Origin of the sequence: Paenibacillus sp. J53TS2, from assembly GCF_018403305.1 — a bacterium.
Classification (GTDB): Bacteria; Bacillota; Bacilli; order Paenibacillales; family Paenibacillaceae; genus Fontibacillus; species Fontibacillus rhizolycopersici.
The window spans coordinates 142,947-159,395 of the sequence record NZ_BOSK01000007.1 but is presented as its reverse complement, the minus strand read 5'-3'; the positions used below and the strand labels follow the sequence as shown (position 1 = coordinate 159,395).

General features: G+C 54.6%; 19 protein-coding genes. 11 read left to right on the top strand and 8 right to left on the bottom strand.

Annotated elements, in window-relative coordinates:
- Positions 1-56: 56 nt before the first annotated feature.
- Positions 57-1,010 carry a non-homologous end joining protein Ku gene (ku, locus tag KJS42_RS16450; protein WP_213623486.1) on the bottom strand — a complete coding sequence of 318 codons (954 nt, stop codon included), beginning with the start codon at positions 1,008-1,010 and terminating at the stop codon, positions 57-59.
- A gap of 444 nt (positions 1,011-1,454) precedes the next feature.
- Here ku and tsaE point away from each other — a divergent pair, with 444 nt between their 5' ends.
- Genes tsaE through tsaD form a run of 4 tightly spaced genes read left to right on the top strand, consistent with a single transcriptional unit; the run spans position 1,455 to position 4,332 of the window.
- Positions 1,455-1,949: a tRNA (adenosine(37)-N6)-threonylcarbamoyltransferase complex ATPase subunit type 1 TsaE gene (tsaE, locus tag KJS42_RS16445; RefSeq protein WP_213623533.1), complete on the top strand. Its 495-nt coding sequence runs from the start codon at positions 1,455-1,457 to the stop codon at positions 1,947-1,949.
- A gap of 2 nt (positions 1,950-1,951) precedes the next feature.
- Complete coding sequence (gene tsaB / locus KJS42_RS16440) at positions 1,952-2,785, top strand: tRNA (adenosine(37)-N6)-threonylcarbamoyltransferase complex dimerization subunit type 1 TsaB (protein ID WP_213623485.1); 834 nt, start codon at positions 1,952-1,954, stop codon at positions 2,783-2,785.
- A gap of 45 nt (positions 2,786-2,830) precedes the next feature.
- The gene (gene rimI, locus KJS42_RS16435; protein ID WP_155606428.1) at positions 2,831-3,298 is read left to right on the top strand and encodes a ribosomal protein S18-alanine N-acetyltransferase; all 468 of its coding nucleotides are present in this window, start codon (positions 2,831-2,833) and stop codon (positions 3,296-3,298) included.
- Entirely contained in the window at positions 3,292-4,332 is a 1,041-nt protein-coding gene (gene tsaD / locus KJS42_RS16430; RefSeq protein WP_213623484.1) for a tRNA (adenosine(37)-N6)-threonylcarbamoyltransferase complex transferase subunit TsaD, read from the top strand. The genes rimI and tsaD overlap by 7 nt, the downstream gene beginning before the upstream one ends.
- Positions 4,333-4,407: 75 nt before the next feature.
- Here tsaD and KJS42_RS16425 read toward each other — a convergent pair whose 3' ends face one another.
- Both KJS42_RS16425 and KJS42_RS16420 read right to left on the bottom strand, forming a co-directional pair.
- Positions 4,408-4,884 (bottom strand): bactofilin family protein, encoded by a 477-nt coding sequence (locus tag KJS42_RS16425; protein ID WP_213623483.1) that lies wholly within the window; start codon positions 4,882-4,884, stop codon positions 4,408-4,410.
- A 3-nt stretch (positions 4,885-4,887) separates the two neighbouring features.
- Positions 4,888-5,907 carry a M23 family metallopeptidase gene (locus KJS42_RS16420; protein ID WP_239483489.1) on the bottom strand — a complete coding sequence of 340 codons (1,020 nt, stop codon included), beginning with the start codon at positions 5,905-5,907 and terminating at the stop codon, positions 4,888-4,890.
- A 222-nt stretch (positions 5,908-6,129) separates the two neighbouring features.
- On the opposite strand from KJS42_RS16420, the gene KJS42_RS16415 reads away from it, so the two are divergent.
- The 4 genes from KJS42_RS16415 (at position 6,130) to KJS42_RS16400 (ending at position 9,429) form a co-directional block, all read left to right on the top strand.
- Positions 6,130-7,224 (top strand): ParM/StbA family protein, encoded by a 1,095-nt coding sequence (locus KJS42_RS16415; RefSeq protein ID WP_213623482.1) that lies wholly within the window; start codon positions 6,130-6,132, stop codon positions 7,222-7,224.
- 350 nt (positions 7,225-7,574) lie between these two features.
- Positions 7,575-7,988 (top strand): DUF6157 family protein, encoded by a 414-nt coding sequence (locus KJS42_RS16410; RefSeq protein WP_213623481.1) that lies wholly within the window; start codon positions 7,575-7,577, stop codon positions 7,986-7,988.
- 42 nt (positions 7,989-8,030) lie between these two features.
- A complete protein-coding gene (locus tag KJS42_RS16405) occupies positions 8,031-8,579 on the top strand; it encodes a pyridoxamine 5'-phosphate oxidase family protein (RefSeq protein ID WP_213623480.1) in 549 nt (182 codons plus the stop codon).
- A gap of 25 nt (positions 8,580-8,604) precedes the next feature.
- Positions 8,605-9,429 (top strand): AAC(3) family N-acetyltransferase, encoded by an 825-nt coding sequence (locus tag KJS42_RS16400; protein WP_213623479.1) that lies wholly within the window; start codon positions 8,605-8,607, stop codon positions 9,427-9,429.
- Here KJS42_RS16400 and KJS42_RS16395 read toward each other — a convergent pair.
- From KJS42_RS16395 to cysK, 3 genes are read right to left on the bottom strand one after another with little or no spacing between them, the layout of a single operon-like run.
- Complete coding sequence (locus KJS42_RS16395) at positions 9,414-9,989, bottom strand: dihydrofolate reductase family protein (protein WP_213623478.1); 576 nt, start codon at positions 9,987-9,989, stop codon at positions 9,414-9,416. The two genes, KJS42_RS16400 and KJS42_RS16395, sit on opposite strands and share 16 nt — an antisense overlap.
- A 21-nt stretch (positions 9,990-10,010) precedes the next feature.
- Positions 10,011-10,361, bottom strand: a complete 351-nt coding sequence (locus tag KJS42_RS16390; protein WP_155606435.1) for a rhodanese-like domain-containing protein — start codon at positions 10,359-10,361, stop codon at positions 10,011-10,013.
- 44 nt (positions 10,362-10,405) lie between these two features.
- Complete coding sequence (gene cysK / locus KJS42_RS16385; RefSeq protein WP_213623477.1) at positions 10,406-11,350, bottom strand: cysteine synthase A; 945 nt, start codon at positions 11,348-11,350, stop codon at positions 10,406-10,408.
- A gap of 230 nt (positions 11,351-11,580) precedes the next feature.
- Between cysK and KJS42_RS16380 the strand changes: the two genes are divergently transcribed.
- Both KJS42_RS16380 and KJS42_RS16375 read left to right on the top strand, forming a co-directional pair.
- Positions 11,581-12,060 carry a hypothetical protein gene (locus tag KJS42_RS16380; RefSeq protein WP_155606437.1) on the top strand — a complete coding sequence of 160 codons (480 nt, stop codon included), beginning with the start codon at positions 11,581-11,583 and terminating at the stop codon, positions 12,058-12,060.
- A 12-nt stretch (positions 12,061-12,072) separates the two neighbouring features.
- On the top strand, positions 12,073-12,594 hold the full coding sequence (locus tag KJS42_RS16375; RefSeq protein ID WP_155606438.1) for a hypothetical protein: 522 nt from the start codon (positions 12,073-12,075) through the stop codon (positions 12,592-12,594).
- 6 nt (positions 12,595-12,600) lie between these two features.
- Here the strand turns inward: KJS42_RS16375 and KJS42_RS16370 are convergent, their stop codons facing one another.
- A complete protein-coding gene (locus KJS42_RS16370; RefSeq protein ID WP_213623476.1) occupies positions 12,601-13,482 on the bottom strand; it encodes a hypothetical protein in 882 nt (293 codons plus the stop codon).
- 196 nt (positions 13,483-13,678) lie between these two features.
- On the opposite strand from KJS42_RS16370, the gene KJS42_RS16365 reads away from it, so the two are divergent.
- The gene (locus tag KJS42_RS16365) at positions 13,679-13,996 is read left to right on the top strand and encodes a YciI family protein (RefSeq protein WP_213623475.1); all 318 of its coding nucleotides are present in this window, start codon (positions 13,679-13,681) and stop codon (positions 13,994-13,996) included.
- Positions 13,997-14,323: 327 nt separating this feature from the next.
- On the opposite strand, the gene KJS42_RS16360 is transcribed toward KJS42_RS16365, so the two are convergent.
- Complete coding sequence (locus tag KJS42_RS16360) at positions 14,324-16,291, bottom strand: ABC-F family ATP-binding cassette domain-containing protein (protein ID WP_155606441.1); 1,968 nt, start codon at positions 16,289-16,291, stop codon at positions 14,324-14,326.
- Positions 16,292-16,449 lie beyond the last annotated feature (158 nt).

Here is a 16,449-nt window from a genome sequence, read left to right as displayed (position 1 = left end):
ACAGCGGCGTGGTATGGCGCGGTACGACCCGGCACAGACCAGCTCGGCGCGTCCCCCTACTTCGCCTCCGGCTTGGCGGCAGTGCGCCGCTTGGGCTTCGGCTTGACCGCGACGGTTGGCGTTGCGGTCCCGGCATCTGCTGCTGCCGGAGCGGCTTCGGGCTCGGCCTTCGCTTTTTTGGCCGCCGGCTTGCGCGTACGCTTCGCCGGTGTAGCGGCCGCGGGACCCGGATCGGTAGCGACCGGCTTGACGGCTTCGATGCTGGCCTGCAACGCCGCCATCAGGTCGATGACGTTGGTCTCCGGCTTGGCCGGAGCCAAACTGATTTCCTCGCCGGCCACCTTTTGCTCGATCAAGTGCAGCAGTCCCTCGCGGTAATCGTCGGTGTATTTCTCCGGCTCGAATGGGGTGGACAGCTGCTCGATCAGCATTTTCGCCATCGTTAGCTCCTTATCGTTCACCTGAAGGTTCTCCGGTAGATTGGGCACTTGCGATATCGGCCGGATTTCGTCCGGGTAGAAAATCGTTTCGATCGCGAGGCATCCTTCCATCACGCGGATGGCAGCCAAGCTGCTTTTGGAGCGGATGGCGATTTTGGCGATGCCGATTTTGCCCGATTGGCGCATCGCTTCCAGCAAGAGTTGATAGGCGTTTCCGCCTGCCTGGTCCGGCGACAGATAATACGTTTTTTGAAAATAAATCGGATCGATCTCCTTCAAATCCACGAAATCGATGATGTTGATCGTTTTTTCGGCGTGGGCGGAGAGCTGCTCCAGCTCGTCTTTTTCGAAAAGCACATACTTGCCCTTCTCGTATTCGTATCCCCGCGAGATTTCCTCCCAGTTCACGTCCACCTCGCAAGCCGGGCATCGCCGCACGTACGAAATTGGACTACCGCAAACCTGATGAATGTATTTCATGGAGATGTCTTTGTCTTCGGTGGCCGAAAACATTTTGACCGGGACATGGACCAGCCCAAAGCTGATCGCCCCCTTCCAGACCGTATGCATGGATTAAACCCCTTTCTTCTTTCCGTCGGATACTCGCTATAGATTCGCCTATTCGTAGTATGGTTATAAAAGTGGTTTCTATTTACGCTCGTGATCATCCCCATTCGTTCCTGCGTTCTGCGGTTGCGGGGGGTGCGGCGGACCGATATAATGAGGACAGTGCCTTGCAGTGACCGGTGGAGGTAACACGGACGTAACGGACATCAGGGACGTTATTTGTCTGCATGTGTGAAGTTCCGGCCGTTAACGGACCGGAAAGACCTTATTTGCTTGTTTTGGGGTGTTTTTTCTGCCGGAAGGGCGGAATAACGTCTCCTGAGTCCGTTAGCACGGGAAATGTTCGGAAATGGAGCGAATAAGGTCATCTCGGTCCGTTAGCGAAACTTAGGTGTCTGACGGACGATTTTGTTGGAGTCGCGATAAAGGTGGTAAGCTAGAGTGAGTGTGAAGGATAACAAGAGTAACCCCCCTGCGCAATGGGTATACGAAGCCGAAGATCTACAAGGGACGGAGCAGTTGGCGGCCGCTTTAGCGAAGCTGGCGCTGCCGGGAACCGTGATCGCCTTGGACGGGGATCTCGGCGCGGGCAAAACGGCGTTCTCTCAGCTGTTTGCGAAGCACCTCGGCGTGAAGGACACGGTGAACAGTCCGACGTTTACTTTGATCAAGGAGTATGAGGGCAGGTTGCCTTTTTACCATATGGATGTCTACCGGCTGTCGTTGGATGAGGCCGATGAGCTGGGGCTGGACGAGTATTTCTACGGAAATGGCGTCACCTTGGTGGAGTGGGCGAGTTTGATTGAGGAGCTGCTTCCGCAAGACGTGCTGCGCATCTACGTAGAGACGGTGTCAGCGATTGGACGGCGGATGCATATCAAGGGTCAGGGCGGAACCTATGAAGCATGGGTGTCGGCCCTGAAAGAGAATGGAGTATCCTGAAGATGAACGAATACGAAAACATACGGCCACCGCAGCGGCTGTTGGCGTTTGACACCGCCACGTCCTCGCTGGCGGTGGCGGTAACGGAGGGCGGCCGCGTGCTGGCCGAACGAAATATCCATGCCGAACGGAACCATTCGGCATATTTGGTGACGGCGATCGGGGATTGCCTGGAGGCGGCAGGGCTCGCCAAGCAGGATCTAGACGGGATCGCCGTCGGGATTGGGCCAGGCTCCTACACCGGGATCCGGATTGCCGTCACGACCGCCAAGACTTTGGCGTGGTCGTTACGGCTTCCGGTTTACGGTGTCTCGAGCCTGGCCGCTTTGGCGCTGGGCGGCTGGGCCGGCGCCAGCGGGCAAGACACCGCCGCGCTGGGCGAGCTCGCCGCGCGGCGGGGCGAAGAAGGCCGCCGCGCCACTGCCGGCGGCCACTGGATCGCGCCGCTGATCGATGCGCGGCGCGGCCAGGCCTTTACGGCGCTGTTCGGCGTAACCGCGCCGGGCGGATTGCCGGAGCGTCTCGAACCCGACGCGATCCGGCTCATGGACGGGTGGGCCGACGAGCTCCAGCGGCAGCTGGAACAGCTGCCGCCGGACGAACGGCCGGCCCGCCTCTGGTTCGTGGGCGAGACCGAGAAGCACGAAGCGGCGATCGCGCCGCTGATCGCCGCCTTCGGCGAGCTTGTTCAGCTCGTGCCTTACGAGCTGGAAGGCGCTTGGATGGGAATCGCCGGCATGGCGCGCACGTGGCTGCCGGCGGACGAGGTCCATGCGCTGGAGCCGAATTATACGCAGCTGGCTGAAGCCGAAGCCAAACGGCTGCGGAACGTGTAAGGCGAGGGGGCGGCGAAGCTGGAACAAGAGATCGTATTTCGTAACATGAGGCTCGCGGACCTTCCAGACGTCATGGTCATCGAACATGAGTCGTTTTCGCTTCCATGGAGCGAGGAAGCCTTTCGCAACGAGTTGACCCATAATCATTTTGCCCGTTATCAAATCATGGAAATTCACGGCGAACCGATTGGGTACGCCGGGATGTGGACGATCCTCGACGAGGCCCACATCACGAACATCGCGGTTCGAACCGCTTACCGCGGACGTCATCTCGGGGAGAAGCTGCTGCGCCGGATGATGGACTGGGCGGTGGAGCTGGGGATGGTTCGGATGACGCTGGAGGTGCGGGTGTCCAACGGGGTCGCCCGCGCGCTATATGAGAAAATGGGCTTTGCCCCGGCGGGCGTGCGCAAAGGGTATTATTCCGATAATCATGAAGATGCAATCATAATGTGGTGCGAGCTGCCAGGATCGCAGTCGGAGACCGGGGAAGGAAGCGAAAGTTTGTGGTAAAGCAAGAGCAGGATGTATATATATTGGCGGTTGAAACGAGTTGCGACGAAACCTCGGCGTCCGTGGTGAAGAACGGGACGGAGGTGCTGTCCAACCTGATCGCCAGCCAGATCGAAACACACCGGGCGTTCGGCGGTGTCGTGCCGGAGGTCGCTTCACGCAAGCATGTGGAGAGCATTACGCGAATGCTGGAGGAGGCGGTCCAGGAGGCGGGGATCCCGCCGCAATCGCTGTCGGCAATCGCCGTGACGGAAGGCCCCGGCTTGGTTGGCGCGCTGCTCGTCGGGATTATGGCCGCCAAGAGCCTTGCCTTCGCGCTGGACAAGCCGCTGATTGGCGTTCATCATATCGCCGGTCATATCTACGCCAATCGTTTGGAGGCGGAGATGTTATACCCGTCCATGGCGTTGGTCGTCTCGGGCGGTCATACGGAGCTGGTGCTGATGGAGCAGGAGGGCAGCTTTCGCCTGCTCGGCCGGACGCGCGACGATGCCGTTGGCGAAGCCTATGACAAGGTCGCCCGGGCGCTTGGCTTCCCTTATCCGGGGGGGCCCTTCGTGGACAAGCTGGCTGCGGAGGCGGAGGAAGCAGAGGAGCTGCCGCGGGCGTGGCTGGAGCCGGACTCTTACGACTTCAGCTTGAGCGGCCTCAAGTCAGCCGTACTGAATGCGGTGAACCAGCACAAGATGCGCGGCGAGGACGGCTACCAGCCGGCCATTGCCCGCGGGTTCCAGGAATCGGTGATCGAGGTGCTCGTGGAGAAAGCGATTCGCGCTGTTCGTGCCACCGGTGCGCGGCAGCTGTTGCTTTGCGGCGGCGTAGCTGCCAATCGGGGGTTACGGGCTGCGCTTGCCGAACGCTGTGATCGCGAGGGGATTGCCCTGCTGATCCCACCGTTGAAATACTGCACCGATAACGCCGCGATGATTGGCGCAGCCGCTTACCTGAAGTGGAAGAACGGTGAGTTTTCCAGCCTGGAGCTAAAAGCCGAGCCTTCACTTTCGCTGGAAGGCTGGTCTGTTAACCCAAGCTAATTCAATATTGAGGCGACCGCCCCAAGCAAAAGGCCGGACAAATTGTCCGGCCTTTTATTATTCGATGGTTTCGCGTTACCACGTTTTATAAACCGCATCGTTTTCCGACTTCGCATTGTTCTTGGCAGTAGGCGGTTGCTCGGGGTCAACCGCCGCCGCCGTTTCCTTCATTACAGCGGGATCGGGCTTGTCCGAGCCGCCCATCTTACTGGTACCTTCGAATACGCTGCCCTCCTCAATGGAGAGAGAGGAAGCAACCATGTTGCCGTACAGCTTGCCTTTGGAGGTGATGGACAGCTTGAGCTTGGCCTGCACGTTGCCGTTCACGGTGCCGGCGATAATGATGTTACGGGCCAGGATGTTGGAATGGACCACACCTTTCTCCCCAACGGTCACGTCGCCTTCGCATTCGATATCGCCGGTAATTTGTCCTTCGATGCGCACGCCGGCGTCCGAGCGGATTTTCCCTTCAAAAATGCTGCCTTCCCCGATCAAAGTGTCGGTGGTGTTCGGGTCCAGCTTAACAGGTTTCGCGTTATTCCTTAATTTCATGAATTACTCTTCCTCTCCGGGTTTTCTAAGGTATTTGGCCGGGTCGACCGTACTGCCGTTCTTCACGACTTCGATGTGTAGATGAGGACCGGTGCTACGCCCGGTGGAGCCCAGCTCTGCGATGGTATCGCCTTGCTTAACGGTGGCGCCAACCTTGGTTAGGATTTTGCTCAAATGCATATAGTTCGTTTTCAATCCCGAAGGATGCGAAATCGTGATAAAGTTCCCGCGTGCGCTATTGTATCCGGTATCGACGACCTTACCGTTCGCTGCCGCATAGACAGGATCGCCGATGCTTCCCCCGATATCCATTCCGGCGTGCATGGTCAAACGCCCGTTAAAAGGGTCTTCTCGTTCACCATACTCGGAGGTGACTCTGACGGAATCGGCGGGCCAAAAGGTCGGCAAGATGGCCATCAACGCTTTATATTCCTGGATCGAAATTTTCGTTTGCTCCAGCCGTTGCTGCAATTCGGGCATCTCCGTCAGCGAGGTGGTGATGCTCTCCTTCGTCTCTTTGACCAGCTTTGCCACATCCTGTTCGGTGAGTGGGATCGATTCTCCGCCAACTCCACCTTCGGAAGCGAGGGAGTCCATCGCTGCTTCTTTGCCCGCGGCTGCGGTTTTGTCTTTTGCTTTCGTCGATCCGCCGTCCGTAATCGATTTAAGCTCGGCTTCCAGTTGCTCCAGCTCGCTCATCTTCGTCTCAATGGTCTTCGACTTCTTGGATAACTCCATCAGCTCGTTTAAGAGCCGGTCGATTTCCTGTTCCTTATTGACGACGGTGTTCCTGAACTGGTCGGAAGAATCGGATAGCTGCGCTTCGAGCGTCCCGATCCGGCTCGTATGCGTGCGGTTGACGGCATACAAAACCAACACGGAGCTGAGCAGCACCACCGCGGTGACCAGGATGGCCAATAAATAGAACAAGCGGAATTTAAAGCGGAACACAGGGCTGGTACCTTCCGGCACGATCAGCAGCGTGTAGCGCCGGTTCACGTTTTTTTTGAATCTGATCTTCATGACTTCCTCCTGATCTTCTTGGGTTGAATATGCCATTATGTAGGACCAAGGTCATTCCTTGCGACTTGCCAATACAACTATTTCGGCAAAATGTGGCAAATCCCTTTTTCATTTAAAAAAATTTTGTAACTATTTTCACTCCTAAAGCAGGAATTTGTCGAAGGGAAGCGAAATGAGAAATAATTGGAAAAGTGTCTTCTTTCCTAATGTAAGGAGGTTATTATGATCAGAATTGCCGGAATCGACGTTGGCAACGACAGCGTTAAGGTAGTGGTTGACGGTTCACAACGACCGATCATTATTCCGAGTATCGTTTCTCCCGGATATGATAGACATGTGCTGCAAGAGGAAGACTCTCCGCTGAAGGCGCTGGATGTTCGGGTCTATAGCCCTAAATTAAAGAGAAATAACCAGCGGTATTTTGTAGGCTTGCTGGCGATGGAGGATCAAGACAATTCCGAGTTGGAGGAGACGGACAACAAAGCCACCAGCGATCAGTCCCTGGTCGTGGCGCTGACGGCGCTGGCTTATGCAGCCCTGTCTGGACAAACTTATCCGACGGCGGGAAACGGGATCGAAGAGGCTGAATACATAATCGGGACAGGACTTCCGGTCCGTTCTTACGTTGCCTTTCATCAAGCGTTCGAGGAGCGGCTGACCGGCGAGCACGAAGTGACGTTCCTGTCCACGCCGGAGCTGCGCGGGCGCACGGTACGCCTTCAGATCCGCCGTACGATCGTGTCGGTGGAAGGCGCGGCGGCGCTGTTCCATTTGGCGACGAACGATACGCTCCAGGTGCGAAACGAAGAACTCCATAACGGCTGTATCGGCATTTGCGAAATCGGCGCTTTGACAACGGATTTCCCGGTCGTGAAGCGGATGAATATCGACAACCAGTTCAGTACAGGGGAGCAGTTCGGACTTGCAACCTATCTGGATTCGATTATCCGCGATATAGAGGACCAGTTCGGCTACCGCTTCCCGAGCCGTACGAAGCTGATTGGACGCATCCGGAATCGCGAATTCGTCATCCAGCGTGTAGGTGAAGGACAAGCGGATATTCGGCCGATTGTCGATATGTATTTCAGCCGAGCCGCGCAGAAGTTGGTTGATCTGATTCGCAAGCGGTGGAAGAAGTACCCGGACATCGAATGCTTTTATGTGCTTGGCGGCGGCGCCGCGGCGTTGAAATCGTACTTGATCGATGCGGCCGGCCCCATGCGTTTGCGGTTTGAAGAGAATAGCGAGATTCTGAACGTGCAGGGTTACTTGAAGCTGGCCAAGAATAAGGCCGGCCAACAGCCGAACCCGGCGTAAGATTCAAGTAATTGTTCCGGCGGTGCATGCACCGCCGGTTTTTTTATGAGTTTAGATGTTCATCTCCTGGATACCGGAGGCCCACAGGCAGAAATGGATGCGAAAAACCGAATACAATGGGGCGATTTCGGCGTTATTAACGGAATGTATATGAAATTTCATATCTATTTGCCCATCAGGAAAGCGTAAGCCTAGATTCTGTATGAAATATCGAATAGATTTCGGATTTTTGGGCTTCAGCACCGTTTTGTATGCGAAAAACCGAATACAATTGACGAAGAAGGATCATATTCTTTAAATTTGAGGATTCAGGTATAATAAGGAAAAAAAAGCGAAGGAGGCCGGGGGCCGTGAGCTACAAAAATACGTTTATTCGCGTATCGCCCGATTGTCCTGCAGATCGTGGCATCGAGCCGGTGTCGACGAGACCTGCGAAACCTGCGCACATGATCCAATACGAGCTGCTCTCGCAAGCTCCGTACCGGTACAATCACGAGGAGCTGCTGTTCGAGGTACATATTCGCCATAAGCAGATTCCGAAGGAAGTTGTGCAGGAGCGGAGGCAGGAACTCTGGGAGGAGTTGTTCAGCAAACCGCACCCCTGCTTGCGGGCCTCGGTCCTTCCCAAGAAGTATGGATGGGGCGTGCACTATGACGAACAGGGGAAAATCGCCATCTACGGCATGGACTCGCCGGATTATCAGCGGTTTACCGCTTCAACCGATGTCCAGCTGCTGAACGCGATGAGAAACAGCCGGAAGTAAGGACGGCACCGTTGGTTGCATTTATAGATGGGAGGGGTAGACATGGGGAAAATGTTCGATTCGATGCTGCCAGAGCATGAGGCATTTATTCGTCGGCAGCATCTCTTTTTTGTTGGTTCGGCACCACTTAGCGCAAAAGGGCATGTCAATCTGTCGCCCAAAGGGTATGATTCGCTGCGGATCCTTTCGCCAAACGAGGTCGCTTACCTGGATTTGACCGGCAGCGGGAATGAAACGGCAGCCCATCTCGAGGAGAACGGACGGATCACGATCATGTTCGCCGCTTTCGAAGGGCAGCCGTTGATCCTGCGCCTGTATGGGAAAGGCCAAGTGATTCTGCCGGGATCGGCGGATTGGGAGCGACTCGAAGGGTTGTTTCCCAATCTGAGCGGGGCGCGCCAAATCGTTCTTGTCTCTGTTTACGGGGTGCAGACATCCTGCGGCTACGGCGTACCGCTGTTCAGCTATGACGGGGATCGCGAAACCTTGGTCAAATGGGCTGAAACCAAAGGATCTTCCGGCCTGGAGGAATATCGTCGCCAGAAAAACGCCGTAAGCCTGGACGGCTTACCGTCGTCGTTTGCAGACTAGAGAAAGTAGGGGAGATCGAAGCATAATGGAAGAAATTCAAGGGGAATTGTACACGGTAGAAACATTGCGGTCAGACTTAGCGGCTCTAGGGGTTCGAGAAGGGTCGACACTGCTTGTCCATTCGTCTTTTAAAGCGCTGGGGAAATGGGTGTGCGGCGGCCCAACGGCGGTTGTCCTGGCTCTAGAGGCAGCGTTGGGGGAGGAAGGGACCTTGGTAATGCCCACCCATTCGGGCGACGTTGGAGACCCGGCCAGATGGCAAAATCCGCCGGTACCCAAGGAATGGTGGGACACCATTCGCGAGCAGATGCCGGTTTATGATCCCGAGCTGACGTCGTTATGGTACATGGGCGTGATTCCGGACACGTTCCGCAAGCAAAAGGGCACCTTGCGCAGTGGACATCCGCAAGTGTCGTTTGCAGCCAGAGGCCGCGAGGCCGAGACCATTACAGCGGATCACGGCCTGGAATTCGGGCTAGGCGAGCGTTCTCCGCTTGCGCGAATTTACGAGCTTCGAGGAGATGTTTTGCTGCTTGGCGTAGGTCACGGGAACAATACGTCGATCCATTTGGCGGAGTGTCGGATGGACGATCAGAGCAAAGAAATTTACACGGCAAAAGCACCGATGCAGGTGAATGGGGAAAGACAGTGGGTGGAATTTCCCGAGCTCGAATACGATTCGGAGGATTTTATTCAGCTCGGTGCAGATTTTGCACGGGAAACCGGCATGGTGAAACAGGGACAAATCGCCGGGGCAACCGCCTTGCTGATGCCCCAACGAGAATTGGTTGATTATGCCGTAGGATGGTTGGAACGCCACCGCAAGCGGCAAGATCATCTTACCGTCTGATATACGAGACCGATGGCTCCAGAGTCAAAGGTCTTGTTTTCGATGAGCTTAAGGTTAATCTTCTCCTTGAGACCTTGGAATAAGGGCAAACCTTTTCCGATCAGGACAGGGGATACGGTAATTTTATACTCATCTATTAAGTCAAGCTGCATAAAGTGGTGCGCTAACCTAGGACTGCCGAGAATGACCATGTCCTTACCAGGCTGCTGTTTGAGGTGACGGATTTCATTCTCGATATCTTTGTTCACAAGTCTGGAGTTATTCCAATCGACGTTCTCCAGCGTAGTGGAAAAAACGATTTTCTCTGTCTTATCGATCCACTCGGCATGATCCCGTTCATGCTGCGAAGCTGACGGGTTTGAAGGCACGGACGGCCAGTAACTGTGCATCATCTGATAAGTACCGCGGCCCCAAATAACCGTATCGGCCGTACTCAGAATTTCTTTCGCGTGTCTCTCGAGATCCGTATCGTAGGAAATCCAGCCAATATCCATTTCTCCGTTAGGACCTTCCACAAAACCGTCAAGCGATGCGTGCAGAAATAGAACGAGTTTTCTCATCTTCTGTTCTCCTTTGTTTTCTTAATGGGATGCATCTTCTTCCAGCCCGGACGTCACCTCGAGGTCCCAGCCAAGCATGCCGCCGAGAAAATTGTGGATCCGCGTGAAGCCCTGTGCCTGTAGGTAACGGGCGACTTCGTAACTGCGGGAGCCGCTTCGGCAGACCAACACGTATTCCTGCTCCGGGTCGAGTTCTTCCAGCCGGTAGGGGATTTCACCCATCGGAATCAGGGGGACCCCTGGAATATGCGCAGCTTCGTATTCAAACGGCTCACGGACATCGATGACGACGATGTCGCTGGCAGGATCCTGAAGGATGGCGTGCAACTCCGCTTTGTCGAAATGGGAGATGCCTCCGATTAGTTGGGGCATAAATTCATTCCTCTTTTCCCGATAAAATGGTTTGTTTCATCTACTTATTCTTCTACGCGTGCGGGCTCATCGAAGATGCCCATGCTAAGATACCTCTCCCCGGTGTCCGGAGCGATGCACAAAACGCGGCGCCCAGGGCCTAAGTGCCGAGCTAAACGAATCGCCGCCCAAACCGAGGCCCCGGACGAAGGTCCGACCAATAGGCCTTCTAGTGCCGCTAATCGCCGTGTCGTATCCAGCGCATCCGCATCGCTGACCTGGACGATTTCATCATAGACAGCGGTATTTAGGATCGGTGGGATAAAACCCGGGCTGGTACCGACCAACTTATGCGGGCCGGGTACCCCTCCGGAGAGGACGGGGGAGCCTTGCGGCTCGACGACGGTGATATGGATGTTCGGCAATACGCCCCGCAGATACTCGCCGGTTCCGGTGATGGTGCCGCCCGTGCCTGCCGTGGCTACGAACCCGTCGAGCCGGCCATCCATTTGCCGCATGATTTCTGGCCCTGTCGTGAGCCGGTGAATTTCCGGGTTGGCAGGGTTTTGAAACTGCTGCGGCATAAAACTGCCGGGGATTTGGTCCAGCAGCTCCCGGGCTTTGGCGATTGCGCCGGGCATGCGCTCCGCAGCCGGCGTCAGCACGACCTCGGCCCCGTAAGCTTGCAGCAGGGCGATTCGCTCTTTCGTCATGTTGTCCGGCATGACGAGGATAATCCGATACCCTTTGGCCGCGGCGTTCATCGCCAGCCCGATGCCCGTATTCCCGCTCGTCGGCTCGATGATCGTGGCCCCCGGAGCAATCAGACCGGCCTGTTCTGCCTTTGCAAGCATGTGGGCAACGGCTCGATCCTTAACGCTTCCGCTCGGATTGGCAAACTCCAGCTTGACGTATACGTCCGCCTCCTCGTTGGAGACCAGTTTGTTTAACTTGACGGCCGGGGTTTCGCCAATCAGGTCTGTAATGCTTCTGACCGCTTTACGATTCATATGGCCGAGCCCTCTCTCTCTTAAATTTTAAGTTTTTATCTATTCTACTCGGGAACCTCCTATTCTTTCAAGCCACGCCGTTTATTCGACATTTAACCGTTTCCAACCCGGGCATCCTATGATAAAGTAGCAGTAACAACGAAGATGAGCCGAAATAGGCCCCATCTTCTTTTTTTTTTGTGAATGGGTGAATTGAATCACAAATAGAAAGACGCAAAAGGGGTGTACAAATGGGGGGAACGGTAGATAAACCGGTGGCAAGTTTGTTATTGATAGGATTGCAGGGGTTACTCGGAATCGGTGCTGTATTCGGCGGTGGAGCGTTGATGCTAGATCCGTCAGGCGCCTTGTTGGGGATGCCGACAGAGTTGATGCAGATCCCGCTGTTCCCGAATTATTTGATTCCGGGGGTGATCCTTCTGATGGCCTTTGGCGTGTTACCGCTTACGGTCACGACGGCTCTCGTATGGAAATGGAATTGGGGTTTAGGAGAGAAACTGAACCCATTTAAAGACCGGCATTGGTCTTGGGCCTTTTCCCTTTATATCGGCTTTGGATTAATCGTCTGGCTTTCGGTCCAAATCTACATTCTCGGCAGTTCTTCGGTCGTACATTTGGTTTATACGGCTTGGGGCTTGGCGATCCAAGCGTTAACCATACTGCCTTCGGTCACAGGATTTTATCGAAAGTCATTTACGGACAACGCCTAGGAGGGGAGAAATATGCGTAATCAAAGGATGCCGGGCAACTCTACGCGGCTGCCCGGCGGAATACGGCTGCTTCTCGGCCTTCTGTGCGCTGTGATGCTGCTGGCCATTTTGGGGGGCTGCAGTCTGGCTACGGAAAGGCAAAAGCAGCTTTACGACGACGAAGCGGAGCTGGCCCAGGAAGGCGACACCTTCACCTATGTGAAGCGGGTAGGCGATACGAGCAACGAGTCGAACACGGTGTCCTTCTCCTCTTTCTACGGGATGGAAACGATTTGGTTCATCCACGCCTCGGCGAAGGGCAAGGTGAATTTCATCCATCAGCAAGAGATCGACGGCGGCCGATTCAAGCTGGTGGCGATCGGACCGGATCGCGAGGTGACGACGCTTGCCGAAGGAACTAGCGAAGGCAAGATGGAGCTGAAGGTTAGCCCGGGAACGTACCGCATCAAATTTGTAGGTAACAATGCCAAGGGCCGAGTGAAGACGGAAATCCAGGCAGATGCGGGCATACGTATCGTAGCCGCCGATCATTGAGCAAGGTCACCAATTGGACAACTCCGTTCGTTTCCAGGTGTCTTTGGCTACGCAGACATAAACATAGTTTTCGTCCCAGGCGATGTCGCCGGGATTTCCGGGAGCTTTGGAAGAAGCCGGCGTGCGGGACTCGCGGATACGAATTCCGTCTCCATTGATGTCCAGCGCGCTTTGCGGATCCTCCGTACCGATGCCAACTTGTCCATGATCCCGTTTGATTGTCAGGGCACTGTCGAGCACTTCTCCTTCATCCGAGTAACGGATCACGTTAAAATCGGCCCCGGCATTGCTTCCCTTGAGCTCGGCGCTGTTGGCACGCAGACTCCAAAGCGGGGAGGTGGCGTTATCCTTGCCGGTGTTGGCCAACTGCACGTCCCGATTACCTTCGCCGGCTACGCGCAAAATACCGTCCATGACGTTAAAATTGGAAGAGTGGGTGCGAATCTCGGCGACGTCGGTATCGTAAGGGATTTCCAAACGGGTAAACAGTTGATCCTTATTCTCTCCGGTAGGTGACATCGTCGTTTCGATCGAAATATGCTTATGATCATGCTGTTCGGGATTGTTAGCTTTATCATGCGAGATGATCGCCGTTTTGTCCTTCCCTTGCTCATCGGCCCAAGCGATCGCGGGTTTGGCGCGGTCCCCCGTCCACTGCAGGCGGATCAGGTCGGATAAATGCCCTTCTTTTTCGATCCATTGATTATCGGTAGACAAATGGATTCGTTCGTTCTGCGGGAGGGCTAGACCCCCTCCGGGCAGCTTGGACTCCGTAAAAGGGGATGTCGTGGATGAAGCGCCCTTAGAAGAGCCGAACATTTGGCATCCTCCTACAAAGACGAGGCTGACGCTTAGTGCGGCGATTGAAGCGGCTTTGACAAATTTCATTCCATTCTCTCCTTTTCGGTGAATATTTGACGGCCTATGTGTTTTTTTGGCCGCAGTTCTATAGAGATCATAATGATTTTAAAAAGGGCAGGGCAATAGGCATTTTGGATGGTTTCAGGGGCTCGGGGCGAGCGAACATGCAAAATGGCAGGAAATTGGGAAGTAAGCATCAGACTAGATGAAGGAGGAATTAACTATGAGTGGAGCCCCCTCTTTTGAAGAATTTAAGAGGTACGTGATCCTGCTTTCCCTAAATCCGGGCCGACGATTGGAAGAGGAATTAATCCGCGAACACGTTGCTCACCTAAGAGAACTGGACCGAAACGGTCAACTTGTGATATGCGGGCCTTTTCTCGATTATAAGGGCGGGATGGTCATTATCCAAGCGGACAGTCTGGAGGAAGCAAGGAAAATCGCGGAACGCGATCCGTTCGTGAAATCGGGAGCGGAGAACTATGAGCTTCGAACCTGGGCGATTTCCTGTGAAGAAAATCAGCATTTGGGGATGGGTTGAGGAGTTGGACCTAAGACGAAGGTTTTGTCAAGTTGTGGACAAGGTTATCCACAGCTTGTTGGCTATCTTGATGAAAAGTTGATGAAAGCTTGCGTACCAACCTATGAAGCAAGATCGAAGAAAACGAGTCTCATATTTTCAGAAAACTGTGGATAATGTGGACAAGTTGGTGGATAAAACAGGGTTTTGACAAAAAACGACGATTTCCCCGGAAAAAAACGGCCCCACGGGCCGTTTTTAGGTCGAATATTTTCTGCATAATGGGGATAACGCTGTGTATAACCAAGGTGAAAAAAATGGGGTAAGGATCAAAATATTTTGTGAATTTTATCCTTCAGCCAAGGATTCCCATTCCTCATAGGCCGTGGATAACTGTTCTTTCCGGCGGTCGATCCCGTCCTGCCGCTCTTGGACTGCGGTGTAGTCCTGATAGACCTCGGGAAGGGTCAGTTCCGATTCCAGTCGGGCAATTTCGTCCTCGAGCACGGAGATCAATTCCTCCAGTTGCTCCAACCGGCGTTGTCGGTTCCGCTCCTCGCGTTTCGCCTGTTTATCGGCTTCATAGGAAGCGGCACCGGATTTAGCTGTCGAAGACTCCGGTTCGGACGGCTTGTTGGTCGAGTTTGCGTTCGACTTGGCTGCCTCAGCGTTCGCCTGCTCGGTAGCGAGTTCGGCAAGCTCCTGCTTTTTGGCTAAATAATCGTCATAATTACCCAGGAAATGATCCGCACCATACGGATGAAGTTCAACGATACGCTCCGCCATCTTGTTCAGAAAGTAACGGTCATGGGAGATGAACAGCAGCGTTCCATCGTATTCAATCAGAGCGGACTCCAGGACTTCTTTGCTGAATAGGTCCAAATGGTTGGTTGGTTCGTCCAGGATCAACACGTTGGCTTTTTGCAGCATTAGCTTGGCTAAGGCGACCCGGGCTTTCTCACCGCCGCTTAACGCCGCGACCTTCTTGAGCACGTCCTCGCCGCTGAACAGGAAATTGCCCAGTACGCTGCGAATACGCGCTTCCTCAATGTGGGGATAGGCACCCCAGACTTCCTCAAGCACCGTGTTGGCGGCATTCAAATGCGTTTGCTCTTGGTCGTAGTAACCGACCTTGACCTTGGCGCCCCAAGAAATCGTTCCATCCGATGGTCGCAAATCGCCGGTCAGCATTTTCAGCAGCGTCGATTTTCCGATCCCGTTCGGGCCGATCAAGGCTACGGTTTCGCCGCGGTATAGATCGAAGTTGACGTTTTGGAATAACGGTTTGGGTTTATCCGCAAACGTGTAGGTAAGGCCATTGACGTGCAGCACTTCCTTCCCCGTCATAACCTCGGCCTCGAAGGAGAAGGTCGCCCGTTTCAAGTCGCCAAGCGGCCGGTCGAGAACATCCATCTTCTCCAACGCCTTCCGACGGCTTTGCGCCCGTTTCGTCGTGGACGCACGGACGATGTTCTTCTGAATAAACGCCTCCATTCGGGCGATTTCATCCTGCTGTTTCTCGTATTGCTTCAATTGGCTTTCGTATTCCGCCGCTTTCAGCTCGATGAAACGGCTGTAGTTCCCCGTATAACGGCGGGATTGATGTCGTTCGATCTCTACAATCGCTGTGACAAGCCGGTCGAGGAAGTAACGGTCATGCGAGACGACCAGCAAGGCTCCGGAATAATTGCGCAAATAATCCTCGAGCCAGGTTAATGTTTCGATGTCAAGATGGTTGGTTGGTTCGTCCAGCATCAGCAGGTCCGGTGCCTGCAGCAAAATACGGGCAAGCGCAAGCCGGGTTTTCTGTCCGCCGCTTAACGTTGCGATGGGGGTGTCCGGCGCAAAATCGCCAAATCCCATACCGTGCAGCACCATGCGGATGCGGGTCTCCATTTCATAACCGCCATGATCTTTGAACCAGTCGGATTTAAGCGCATAACGGTCGAGCAACTCCTGGTGCGCTTTCTCGTCCCGGGCTAACTCCGGATCCGCGATCTGCTCTTCCATCCGGCGCAGTTCGCGTTCCGTTTCGATCAACGGGGCAAACACGGCAAGCATCTCTTCCCAGAGGGTGCGGTCCGATTGTAATCCGCTATTTTGCGCGAGGTAACCGATCGTAGTCTCCTTGGCTTTGAAAATTTGTCCTCCATCGTGGGATAGTTCTCCAGCCAAAATCTGCAAAAACGTCGATTTACCCGCGCCGTTGACGCCCACGAGGCCGATCCGGTCCCGTTCGAGCACCTGCAGGTTGATCCCCTCCAGCACGGGGATTACGCCGTATAATTTCGTAATGTTCGAAGCTTGAAGCAGCATAGCGAATTCGATCCTCCAAAAAAAGATTTGCATTCTGTTCATGATGGGGAAAGCATTAGTTCGTTGAAACTCGTACCTTCAGTGTACATGAAACCCAAGCGAATTGCATCGCTGAATGCTAGGAAGACCGCGTTTTGCAAACCGGGTGCTTTGGTTTT

What these genes read in the sequence shown, in the direction of transcription:
- KJS42_RS16390 (WP_155606435.1), bottom strand. Translation starts at nt 10,361, where the DNA reads ATGCCCCAACTAATCGGAGGCATCTCCCATTTCGACAAAGCGGAGTTG.
- cysK (WP_213623477.1), bottom strand. Translation starts at nt 11,350, where the DNA reads ATGAATCGTAAAGCGGTCAGAAGCATTACAGACCTGATTGGCGAAACC.
- KJS42_RS16395 (WP_213623478.1), bottom strand. Translation starts at nt 9,989, where the DNA reads ATGAGAAAACTCGTTCTATTTCTGCACGCATCGCTTGACGGTTTTGTG.
- KJS42_RS16380 (WP_155606437.1), top strand. Translation starts at nt 11,581, where the DNA reads ATGGGGGGAACGGTAGATAAACCGGTGGCAAGTTTGTTATTGATAGGA.
- KJS42_RS16405 (WP_213623480.1), top strand. Translation starts at nt 8,031, where the DNA reads ATGGGGAAAATGTTCGATTCGATGCTGCCAGAGCATGAGGCATTTATT.
- tsaB (WP_213623485.1), top strand. Translation starts at nt 1,952, where the DNA reads ATGAACGAATACGAAAACATACGGCCACCGCAGCGGCTGTTGGCGTTT.
- KJS42_RS16370 (WP_213623476.1), bottom strand. Translation starts at nt 13,482, where the DNA reads ATGAAATTTGTCAAAGCCGCTTCAATCGCCGCACTAAGCGTCAGCCTC.
- KJS42_RS16425 (WP_213623483.1), bottom strand. Translation starts at nt 4,884, where the DNA reads ATGAAATTAAGGAATAACGCGAAACCTGTTAAGCTGGACCCGAACACC.
- KJS42_RS16415 (WP_213623482.1), top strand. Translation starts at nt 6,130, where the DNA reads ATGATCAGAATTGCCGGAATCGACGTTGGCAACGACAGCGTTAAGGTA.
- ku (WP_213623486.1), bottom strand. Translation starts at nt 1,010, where the DNA reads ATGCATACGGTCTGGAAGGGGGCGATCAGCTTTGGGCTGGTCCATGTC.
- KJS42_RS16360 (WP_155606441.1), bottom strand. Translation starts at nt 16,291, where the DNA reads ATGCTGCTTCAAGCTTCGAACATTACGAAATTATACGGCGTAATCCCC.
- KJS42_RS16420 (WP_239483489.1), bottom strand. Translation starts at nt 5,907, where the DNA reads ATGAAGATCAGATTCAAAAAAAACGTGAACCGGCGCTACACGCTGCTG.
- rimI (WP_155606428.1), top strand. Translation starts at nt 2,831, where the DNA reads ATGAGGCTCGCGGACCTTCCAGACGTCATGGTCATCGAACATGAGTCG.
- KJS42_RS16365 (WP_213623475.1), top strand. Translation starts at nt 13,679, where the DNA reads ATGAGTGGAGCCCCCTCTTTTGAAGAATTTAAGAGGTACGTGATCCTG.
- KJS42_RS16400 (WP_213623479.1), top strand. Translation starts at nt 8,605, where the DNA reads ATGGAAGAAATTCAAGGGGAATTGTACACGGTAGAAACATTGCGGTCA.
- KJS42_RS16375 (WP_155606438.1), top strand. Translation starts at nt 12,073, where the DNA reads ATGCGTAATCAAAGGATGCCGGGCAACTCTACGCGGCTGCCCGGCGGA.